This window comes from Endozoicomonas arenosclerae (assembly GCF_001562015.1).
GTDB classification, from domain to species: domain Bacteria; phylum Pseudomonadota; class Gammaproteobacteria; order Pseudomonadales; family Endozoicomonadaceae; genus Endozoicomonas_A; species Endozoicomonas_A arenosclerae.
Map to the genome: position 1 here is coordinate 1 of NZ_LASA01000070.1, position 9,912 is coordinate 9,912.

Consider the following 9,912-nt stretch of genomic DNA (forward strand, 5'->3'; position numbering starts at 1 on the left):
GCGTATAACTTGAGGCGGATGTTCAGCCTGAAACAAGTGAATGAAGAGCAGTGGTTGGAACTGGTCTTGTTGGCGACTTATCTGTGGCACTATTGGGCTGATCTGAGGCCAAGAGTGAGAAAAATCATAAGGACAAGTTGAAAATGTAATGCGCCGGAGAGGGTTTTATAAGTTCTCTCCGGAATAGTCAGAGTCTGAAATTACTTGAACTGCGTTTATGGGTTCAAGTCCGACAGGCTGCTAGTCTCCCAGCACTGCACCACCTATATAAAAAATTGTCTTAATTACGTAGATGGCCTATAACTAAATGATCCCAGAAGTTTTGAGCCGGGGGCGATCTGGACTCGACGACGGTATCGAAACCTAAGGTGCATGCCGAGGACGTAGTGGTTCTCGTTAATCAAAACACTACAAACCTTATAGTTGCCAACTTGGTAGCTCTTGGAGACGCTCAAAACGAACTCTTCGAAGAAGAGTTTGCATTTGCAGCTTAATCGTAGCTAAACCCTACGAGTTTCCCAGTCTGTCCGGCTCGTCTACTGGCCGGTTTTCGGACTGTCATCGTAAGTAGACTCGCGAGGCCCAGTATGCCTGTGGCTGGCCAGCTAAAACTTAACAGGATCGCTTGATAGAACCCCGACCGCTGGGTCGTTATTGAGTTAAATCCAAAGGCGGATCTAAGCATGTAGAGCCGAAGGCTGAGAATCGGCGGACGCGGGTTCGAATCCCGCCGCCTCCACCAACATAAAGCCCTGTAATCCATTGACTTACAGGGCTTTTTTTATACCATCCAAAAAATCAGCCTGAGGTGTCGGAAGATAGCCGACACCTTACACTGCTATCGACTCATGGAACGACGCTCAAGACTGGCAAGAGGATTCAGGTCTGCAGCTTCCTTGAAGTGATCAGGATCGAACTTCGCATACTTCATTGTCATCTTCAGATCGGTATGACCAAGGATTCTCTGCAGTACCAGAATATTCCCTTTATTCATCATGAAATGGCTGGCAAAAGTATGCCGCAAAACGTGACTGCTCTGACCTCTCGGTAACTGAATACCGGAGGATTTTAATGCTCGTCTAAATGCAGATATTGAAGAGCTGAACTGGCCATGCTTTACCAGGTGAGTTTTGACTTCCTGATAAAGGTTTTCAGGAATAGGAACACTCCGCGTTTTTTTACCCTTAGTCTTGGTCATTTCGACACGATTATTATGAAAATGATGACTCTTTCTGCTCTCTATTTCACTCCACCGCGCTCCAGTAGCCAGGCAGAGTTTGGAAATCAGGAGAACATGGGGATTATCTGAACATTTCTTCATCTGGTTCAGAAGAATTTCAATCTGATCCAGCGAAAGAAAAGTCAGCTCCCGCTCGTCCAGCTTGATTTTTTTCGCTTTCCTTAGTGGATTGGGATAATCAATCTCTCCAATGTCATACAGATAATTATAAACAGTATTCAGATAGCCCAGATGTTTATTCAGAGTATTATCTGAAATTACTCGCCCCTGATACATCTCTGTTCTTTTGAGTTTTTTATACTGATTGAAGTGAGAAACTGTCATCTTCCTGGCAACAATATTCCCCATTTTCATAGCGAGAACATCCAGCATTCTTTTCAAACGAACATGATCAGTTAACTCACAGCCTGCGCCTTGATACCACAATTCGACCAGATCACTTAATCTTCGATTATCTTTTTCCTCTGGTTCTGGCGCAGAGCTGATCTCCACTTCTTTAAACTCATTAACTAACTGCTGGTAATACTCCAGGCATTCAGTTTTTGTTTTACAGGTTTTTCTAAACCTTTTATTTCTTCCTAATTCAACATCGAGCTTCCATTTTCCTGTTTTTTGATTTTTGGTGATTTTCATAACCAGCTTTTTATTGTTTGGTTAATTTCGCCCTTGTTTAATAGCGCTTCTTTGGCTTTGAATTGAGTACTTCTTTTACTTCATCGGTGCTATAGCTCTCTAACTCTTTCAGGAAGTTTTTCTCTTCCCTGGTAAAAGTAATTTGAGCCTCACCTGTTACGATGTAGTTGAGAACATAGGGATACTGCTCTGAAATAGCTTCCAGAATCTCACTGGTCACTCTTTGCTTACCGTATTCAATATTCTCTATCACATGAGGATTGACCCCTAGCTCTTCAGCCCATTGCTTCCGAGTCAAGTCATGCAGTCTGCGTATGAACTCCATGCGACCGTTGATCGTCAATCCCTGCCTATTCTTCTTATCCATCTCTCTTACCTGCCTGTTTAGTCGTACTGAACTACAAGTAATTCAAAAAATACAAACTCTGTATTTTTTACTGTTGTATGTATTCACTATTGTTTAGCAATGCTAAACCGAAGTCATCCGATTTCTTCGACAGGCAGAAAAAATGAACATTTTTCTTTTTCAGGCGTAAGTAATTATAGTTGTATTTTTTACAATCTTCTGTTTATTTTATGGTGACCTTAATTTAAATCAGCTCACTCAAGGATGAGAATCATGGATATAGACGATATTGTTTTGGAAGACATACCCTTAGAGCTATTACAAACCCCAGCTCGATTTGCCAGGGCTACAGGGCTCTCAGAGCATGTAGTCCGTCACTGGGTAGCGGATGGAGTTCTTCCTACCTATAGAATCGGCAGAAGAGTATTAATTAATCTCCCAAAATTAAAACAACAGCTACTTAACTCAGCGACCAAAAAGAAAATTCTGAATAACAAGAAAGGAGTCAGAAAATGATTCCTGAATTAAAACTCAAAGGCTCCTCAATTGAAGAGTTTGATATTCTGAATGATCAATACTTTCAATTGATCCTCTTGCAATACGCTATCCGTTCCCTGGAACTTCAGATTTCCGCTAAACGGGGCATGATTGCCCGATGCTCGGATGATGCCGAAGACTTACGTAAGGAATGGGTTGATGACCTGGTAACCCTGGAAAAAGTCAGTCACTTCCTGGCGATCTGGTCAGATGCTCTCAACGAACAGTGTCCTAATCCAGAAGAATAACCATGAAACGACGACAGTCCTACCGAATCAAGGAAGGCTGTACCCTGGAAGAACGACACGAACTCGCCTGCATGGAGATCCTCAACGGTCACATTTGGGTGTGTGTCTACCACTACCACAGAACCAAAGGCGTTCTGATTGGCGAGGAACCACCCAATGATTCCTGGCCAACCTCCAACCGGAAATCCAAATAGCCGGTTTTCTTTGACAGTGAAGGCAGGGCATTACGATTAATCGCGTGGTCAACCCATTTGACCACACACGGCGATTTATCGCCCTGCCAAGTTTCGCTGTCAAAAAAAACCGGCATTTCCACCTTCAACTATGCCATTCAATGCCACTTTATGCGGTTGCTTCCGACTTGTTGCCAAGCCCTTGTGAGCCCTGTTTTTCAGGCGTATAGATTACAAAAACGATCAACAGCACGGAGAGCAAAACAGTGGACTCATCAGTTAACGCCATGTACCTGGGTATCAAAGTCACCGAGTTTGAAGCCAATCGTTATCTCAAGGTCTTTCTGGCGGTACCACCCGATCCCAATGACAAGAACGTTTCCGGTCTCGATGTCATGATCTGCTCAGCTGACATTGAGAATCTCTACGAGTACGAACGGCTTCAACCTCAGAAGCAGTACGAGTTCAAAACCCGAATCCAATCCGGTGCCCAGAACCGGATCTCCATCAAGATTATTGGCATCCAGCAGTCCAAGCCCGCTAAACAGGCTTCGTGATGCAGATCTTGCTCTGTGATGAGTTTTCGATTGAAACCGATGGGGCAGCCTACTGCACCGGTGTTTCATCGTTCATCACGCTGCAGGAGTTACAGGCTCAGCCTGTGACTGAAGGGCTGACGATTGATCAGGCGAATGAACTACTGACAGCGGCTTTACTGGTGCTGTCCATTGCCTTCGTGTTTTCCCTGCTTCTTCGTCAATTACGATAAACAGCATCATTCGGGGGGAATGATCATGTTTAACAAACTCAAGGCACTCGTGGTCGGTGTACTGTGCTCCGTGATGTCGGTGGGGGCTTTTGCCGAAATCGACATCTCAGCCGCGACTACTGCCCTGACCACCGATGGCACAACCGCCATTACTGCTGTGGGTACCGCATTGGTCGGTCTCGCAGCAGTGGCGGTAGTGTTCAAGTGGGTAAAAGGKGCCATTTTCGGCTGATCCCGAGAACCGCACCGATGGGCAGGGAGGTTTCTTCCCTGCCCTTTTCATGATCATTGCCTGATGACCGATACCATGATCACCAACGACCCCAACACTTTCTATCTGTTTGTAATGCTACTGGCCTTCTGGTTGATGCGGCCATGAGAGTGTTTATTGTTGGGCTCTTCTTACTGATTCCCTTCTCTGCCCAAGCAGAAACCTATTACTGGAAGTACAATAACAACGCTAGTTTCATCCGCCCCACAGCGATAGAAGTCTGTGACCTGCTTTATAAGCCGTCTCAAGGTTTCATTGATAATGGCTCTGAATTTATCAATGAATCCCGCTACCACTGCAAAAAGAAACAGCTGGAAGGCAATGGAGTCACCTGGTACTACGTCAGCAGTGACAAGATTTTCCGCTTTGGTGACTCCTGCCCACAGGGTTCAGCTTACAACCCAGAAACCGGTGGCTGCGATGAAGCCACCCTTTCCTGTCCAGATGCCAAACCCGTCGCCAGTACTTTGAATCTATCTATGGGTTGTTTTAACGGCTGTCTCTATGAAAATCTCGGAGGCTTCAGGGACTACGACAATCTGTTATCTGAAGTGACTTACGACTATGTTGCTACGGGTGAAGAGTGTCTGCCTGGTGATCAGGATATCACTGATGCCGAGAACTACTCAGAGACCAATGAAGAAGGACTGGATTGCCGAACCAGCAATGAGATCCAGTTCTGTGTGGATGATGACAAAACCTGCAAACGGATTAATGGTCAGAAAATCTGCATCGATCATGAAACACGGGATGAGTTGTATAACTGCGGCACCTTTAACGGTGAAGTGGTCTGTATTGAGAAAAACGAACAGAGCAACTGCCGTTTTGTGAATGGCGAACACCTTTGCCTCTATCCTGAAGGGGATAAGGTGGATGAGAACTCAGTGGATCATCCAGATAACGGTGGTAACGCCAATCGCAATACCCAGGATGACATTCTGGATCAGGAAGACCTGGACCAAAATACGCCCCAGGCACAAAACACCCAAACCATCATTCGAGAAACCATCATCAAGCAGGCCGCCCAGAAGCAGGCCGAGAATGACAATCCATCTTCTGCTGTTTCTGGTATCGAATGCGATAAAGCGATGAATTGTACGGGAGATGCCGTGCAATGCGTCATCGCACGATACGAGAAACAGCAGGCCTGTCTGTTTGAACTGCAAACCTCTGAGCTTCAGCAACAGGTTGACTCCAATCCGGCAACAAAGCCACTGGGCAGCTATGAATCGGATACTACGATCATCGACCTGGAAGGCATGATCTCAGAAGACGGGCGCTTTGTAGAATCTACCAGCTGTCCCGACCCTCTGTCATTTGCAGTTTATGGGAAAGAATTTGCTATCAGCTTCGATCCTATGTGCGACCTGGCGGGTTACATCCGCTACTTCATTCTATTCGCCACCTGGTTCTCAGTGGCGGTACTGATTGCCAAATCATTCTAACAGGGAGGATTGACCATGTGGGGAGCCATGCTGAGCGTCATGATGACCTTTGCCCTGCCCATCGTCTGGATTGTGCTGAGGGGGCTGGGTTTTGGTCTGATCACTTACGGTGGACTGTCGCTGTTGACCGAATACCTGGGTGACAAGATCCAGGAGAACTTTGATGGCATGCCCATCGCCATGTACCAGATGATTTCTTTACTGGGCATTCCAACCGCAGTGAACATCCTGCTCTCGGTGCTGACCACCATCATCGTCATCAAGGGACTGATGACCGCTGGAGGAGCGGCCAGGAAGAAACCGGTCTGGAATGCACCCACCGGCGGCCTGGGTGGTGGTGCCTGAAACCTCTTGTCAGTAAAACCTGCAGCCGGTGAAGCGGCTCTTTTTTTCAGTATAAAAAGAGGGGCTGAGCTGGCACCGGAAAGGACGCCAACATGCTGCACATCATTACCGGCAGGCCAGGGGCTTCAAAGTCCCTGAATTGCTTCAAAACCGTCTGCACCGATACCAAGTACCAGGGCAGGCCTCGTTATTACAACAACATCAAACTGAATCTGCTGGACTTTCAGGTCTGCAAAACCTTCCAGGCCTACTTCTATGACATCTACTACCCATCGTTAAAGAAGGCGGAGAAATCCATTCTCAACGCCACCGTTCAACCGATCCACGCCCAGAAACGATTTGTGGAACTGGCTGATGTTCCCTGGCTTGAAACGCCCTTTGAGAAACACGATCCGCTGGCGCAATGGCTGAAGTGGGTGAAACGCTGCTACCCGATCCATGACGTTCGCAGTGTCACCGAGATCCAGAAAAACTGTCCGGAAGGCACAGAACTGACCTTCAAGGACTTTGAATCCCTTAACCTGCACTGGAGGCATTTTGATGACCCACACCAATGGTATGACTTGGAAGGTTACTCGGTTCTGGTCGTGGATGAGGCGCAGGAGTTCTTCCCTGTGCGCTCGGGCAAGGATCGAGTACCAGTCTACGCAGCAAAATTTGAGCGACATCGGCATGACTCATTTGACGTTATCCTGGTTACTCAGCACCCTAACTTTCTCGATATACATATCCGGCGTCTGGCTGGTCATCACACTCATTACTTCAATTTTTGGGGAAGTGCCAAAGTTACTCGTTATATTTGGGATAAGTGTGTCGATCCTGATGACCATTTCGAAAGGAAGGAAGCGTCTAAATCGGTGGTAGGCAAACCTAAGAAGTACTTCGGCGTTTACTTCTCAGCCTTTGAACACACCCACAAACTGAAACTGCCCAAAGCACTCTTTCTGATTCCCATTCTCCTGCTGGTCATTGTGCTGGCGTTATACAAAGGCCTCTCAACACTGACCCGTTCAGAGAAAACACCAGAAGAAGCTACTAAAGAGCAGGAGAGCAGTCTTCTCCCTTTATCAAAGGCCAACGCCAGAGAACCTGTCAGCCTGGAACAGTACATCCAGGAGCGTACCCCGAGACTTTCCGGACTGAAACACACCGCTCCTATCTACGACCCTTTAACCAAACCCAAAGCCTTCCCTAAACCCCAGAACTGCATTCTATGGAATGTAGATACTCCTGAAGAAGAATGTATCTGCTACTCCCAGAGGATCACCCGAATGAAAGTCCCCGACTACCTCTGTCGCTCCACTGTCAGAAATGGGTACTTCGATGAAACCCTGTCGGACAAACACTACTTGAGGAACAAACCCACCCGAAGAGAACTGAAACATTACAAACGGGACATCGACAGCTAACCGGCTGGCCTCCAACGCGCACGCGGGAGGCCAGCGGACGTCCCTGTAGCACGTCTTTAAATAGCAGTAGTAGGAAACAAAAAAGTTATAAAAAGGAATTTCTTATGAAACATTTAGACAGATACGACATCTCCACCGATGGCATGGACAGTAAGCTGAACGACAGGGGACTGATCTTTGTGCACCCCAAATACGGCAAGGTCGTTGATCTCTACCAGGAGCAATTCACGGTATTGGGCACTTATATTGATACCCTGAGGCAGCTCTATCACGGTTCGGTAAATCTGAGTGCCATGGATGACCTTCAGTACTCCATAGACTTCAACGAGCGCTTCTATGAATTCCTGGGACAGGATTGGCTCCTCTCCAAGTCAGGCAAAGCTTCGGGCTACCAGTACAAACTCCAGAACAATGATATTGGCCTGGTAATCCTGTTCAAGATGTTTCATGCCAAACCGGAAACGCCCTCATCGCACCTGAAAATAGAATGCTCTCCCTGGTTCCTGGACAGACGCTCTCCAGAAGAAGTGGAGAAGTACCTGAACAAGATCGCCAACAAGCTGCTGGTCAGTCCCAAACCCAACTATCCCGCCATTCATCTGGCAGTGGATGTGCAAGGTTGGTTCCCACCGGAAGACTTCGTGAATTCGGTTAAATGCCGATCAAGACGGATTTCCCAGTACAACACGTTCGATTCCCTGGAGTTCAAACACTCTGATATTTCTTGCACCTATGACCGCTGCCAGTCTTTTAAGTTCGGTGCAGCCTCCTCTGTCCAACTGGCTGTGTACAACAAAACGGTGCAATCACGGGTTGTGGATAAACTGGACTATATGGAACACAAATGGACTTCAGCCAGGTCAACAGAAAAGCACCTCTCCTGTCAGGGCTATGACTCAGAAAAGGACGTTACCCGTATCGAGCTGAGATTCCATCACTCAGTTATACGACAGTTTTCAGAGGGTACGTATGACATCAAGACGGGAGAAGTCGGTGTCTGCCTGACCTCATACAAAGCCGTCTGTAAACACCTGAATGGTCTCTGGCAATACGGTCTGGAGTCTTTCAAATACTGCCATAACAGCAACTACATCGCTCCAATCTGGACGATTCTACAGAGCGATATAGAGTTCAGCTCTCCCGAGATTTTCTACCAGGACAACCTTTACTACAAGCGTTACTACAAAAAGGCCTCATCTTGTTCTGGAAAGAATTATCAGTTGATTCTGGGTAATTTTTTGTCTGCTTGCGCAAGAAAAAGATTAACTTTCATGACGACACTATCAGAGCTTCAAAAGATGATTATCTGGGAAGATATTGCTCAAAATTACGAGTCTAAAGGAGTTGCTGAAGGCACATTGATTGAGCGCCTCTTTGAGAGTTACACATCTAGATTATTATATGGCTGTACAATCTAGTGAGGAACTCACAGGAGGAGGATAAGAGGAAAGATGCACCTTTGTTCTGGTACACTCATCCTGCAATTATTTAAGTATGCCCTGATCACATACACGCTGTATCGGATAGGCCTAACCGAAGGGCGGTAGCCTGCTCAAAAATCAACCAAAAAACGTTTTTTAGCGCAACTTTTGTACAATTGTCTTTTTCTAGCCCTTAGAATGTGACATCTGACTCTATTGACCCCACTAAAAAACACCCAAATAACATCAAAGTAAGAAAACTCCTAAGAACTCAAATTCAGACTGATTTAATCATTCTCATTTTCATGGACTAAGAGATGGCAGAAACAGCATACATCGCCAAAATGGCAGAGACAGTGTCTAATGACTTATTTAGATGGTTCAAATGGGATGTATTAATACCTAGAGATATGAATTTTTCATGTCATAAAGGCGTTAAACATTCGAGCAGTAGCAAGGAAAAAAATACTCACCCTGTAGATGTTATCTTTAAATATACTGACCCATATTCAGGAAAAGACATACTATTTAACACAGATTTAAAAAGTTATAAAAAGGGTTCTATAGGAAACAATAATGTAAGAGACGCTCTTTACTCACTCGCCCGAACAATAGAATGTGCAGATGGAAGCAATGAGTGGAGAACTAAGTATGCAATGAACTCTAAGAACTACGAGATCAGAGGTTTACTTTTTGTCTATAATCATGACGGAATATATGATAGGACATTTATTGAAGCTTTTAAGCCCAAAGTTAGTTCTAAAGGTAAAGTTTCTGCTGGAGTTAAAATTGGTAATGTCCCTCTTAGGAAAGATCAACAATTACATATTATAGAACCATTAAGGAACCTGCGAATAAGTCCCTGATCATGAGATAATAATCTCAGCAGCTTGATCAGAGGTAGTCATGGACCAACAACTCTCTTTTTCCGACAGTGAATTCAGCCAGAAGCGACGCAGAACTCGTAGGGAAATTTTTCTTGAAAGAATGGAGGTTCTGATTCCATGGAAACGCTTAGAGGCCGTAATCGAGCCCTATTACCCTAAGCGTGGCAACGGAAGACCTCCTTATCCTC

The 9,912-nt window shown here is 45.8% G+C and carries 14 protein-coding genes and 1 other RNA gene; 13 read left to right on the forward strand and 2 right to left on the reverse strand.

What is annotated here, in order from left to right:
* The first annotated feature begins 329 nt into the window (after positions 1-329).
* Positions 330-742: a transfer-messenger RNA gene (gene ssrA, locus WG89_RS10585) on the forward strand.
* 96 nt (positions 743-838) lie between these two features.
* Here ssrA and WG89_RS10590 read toward each other — a convergent pair.
* Positions 839-1,873 carry a phage integrase gene (locus tag WG89_RS10590; RefSeq protein ID WP_062265389.1) on the reverse strand — a complete coding sequence of 345 codons (1,035 nt, stop codon included), beginning with the start codon at positions 1,871-1,873 and terminating at the stop codon, positions 839-841.
* 37 nt (positions 1,874-1,910) lie between these two features.
* On the reverse strand, positions 1,911-2,240 hold the full coding sequence (locus tag WG89_RS10595) for a helix-turn-helix domain-containing protein (protein ID WP_062265392.1): 330 nt from the start codon (positions 2,238-2,240) through the stop codon (positions 1,911-1,913).
* Positions 2,241-2,492: 252 nt separating this feature from the next.
* Here WG89_RS10595 and WG89_RS10600 point away from each other — a divergent pair, with 252 nt between their 5' ends.
* The 12 genes from WG89_RS10600 to WG89_RS32075 all read left to right on the forward strand — a co-directional run.
* Positions 2,493-2,735 (forward strand): MerR family transcriptional regulator, encoded by a 243-nt coding sequence (locus tag WG89_RS10600; protein ID WP_062265395.1) that lies wholly within the window; start codon positions 2,493-2,495, stop codon positions 2,733-2,735.
* On the forward strand, positions 2,732-3,004 hold the full coding sequence (locus WG89_RS10605; RefSeq protein WP_062265399.1) for a hypothetical protein: 273 nt from the start codon (positions 2,732-2,734) through the stop codon (positions 3,002-3,004). Before WG89_RS10600 ends, WG89_RS10605 begins: the two co-directional genes overlap by 4 nt.
* Before the next feature lie 2 nt (positions 3,005-3,006).
* The gene (locus tag WG89_RS10610) at positions 3,007-3,198 is read left to right on the forward strand and encodes a hypothetical protein (RefSeq protein WP_062265402.1); all 192 of its coding nucleotides are present in this window, start codon (positions 3,007-3,009) and stop codon (positions 3,196-3,198) included.
* Between the two features lie 245 nt (positions 3,199-3,443).
* The gene (locus WG89_RS10615; protein WP_245662900.1) at positions 3,444-3,734 is read left to right on the forward strand and encodes a hypothetical protein; all 291 of its coding nucleotides are present in this window, start codon (positions 3,444-3,446) and stop codon (positions 3,732-3,734) included.
* Positions 3,734-3,946: a hypothetical protein gene (locus tag WG89_RS10620; protein ID WP_062265408.1), complete on the forward strand. Its 213-nt coding sequence runs from the start codon at positions 3,734-3,736 to the stop codon at positions 3,944-3,946. Before WG89_RS10615 ends, WG89_RS10620 begins: the two co-directional genes overlap by 1 nt.
* Before the next feature lie 25 nt (positions 3,947-3,971).
* Positions 3,972-4,178, forward strand: a complete 207-nt coding sequence (locus tag WG89_RS10625) for a major capsid protein (protein WP_079253777.1) — start codon at positions 3,972-3,974, stop codon at positions 4,176-4,178.
* Between the two features lie 56 nt (positions 4,179-4,234).
* Positions 4,235-5,662, forward strand: a complete 1,428-nt coding sequence (locus WG89_RS10630; RefSeq protein WP_062265415.1) for a virulence factor TspB C-terminal domain-related protein — start codon at positions 4,235-4,237, stop codon at positions 5,660-5,662.
* A gap of 15 nt (positions 5,663-5,677) precedes the next feature.
* Positions 5,678-6,007, forward strand: a complete 330-nt coding sequence (locus WG89_RS10635) for a DUF2523 family protein (protein WP_062265418.1) — start codon at positions 5,678-5,680, stop codon at positions 6,005-6,007.
* A 92-nt stretch (positions 6,008-6,099) separates the two neighbouring features.
* Entirely contained in the window at positions 6,100-7,416 is a 1,317-nt protein-coding gene (locus WG89_RS10640) for a zonular occludens toxin domain-containing protein (RefSeq protein ID WP_062265421.1), read from the forward strand.
* 104 nt (positions 7,417-7,520) lie between these two features.
* Positions 7,521-8,834, forward strand: coding sequence for a hypothetical protein (locus WG89_RS10645; RefSeq protein WP_062265424.1), 1,314 nt, complete (start codon positions 7,521-7,523; stop codon positions 8,832-8,834).
* Positions 8,835-9,154: 320 nt separating this feature from the next.
* Entirely contained in the window at positions 9,155-9,703 is a 549-nt protein-coding gene (locus tag WG89_RS10650) for a PD-(D/E)XK nuclease domain-containing protein (RefSeq protein ID WP_062265427.1), read from the forward strand.
* Between the two features lie 40 nt (positions 9,704-9,743).
* The coding region (locus WG89_RS32075; RefSeq protein WP_062260605.1) for a transposase at positions 9,744-9,912 on the forward strand (169 nt) is incomplete at its 3' end.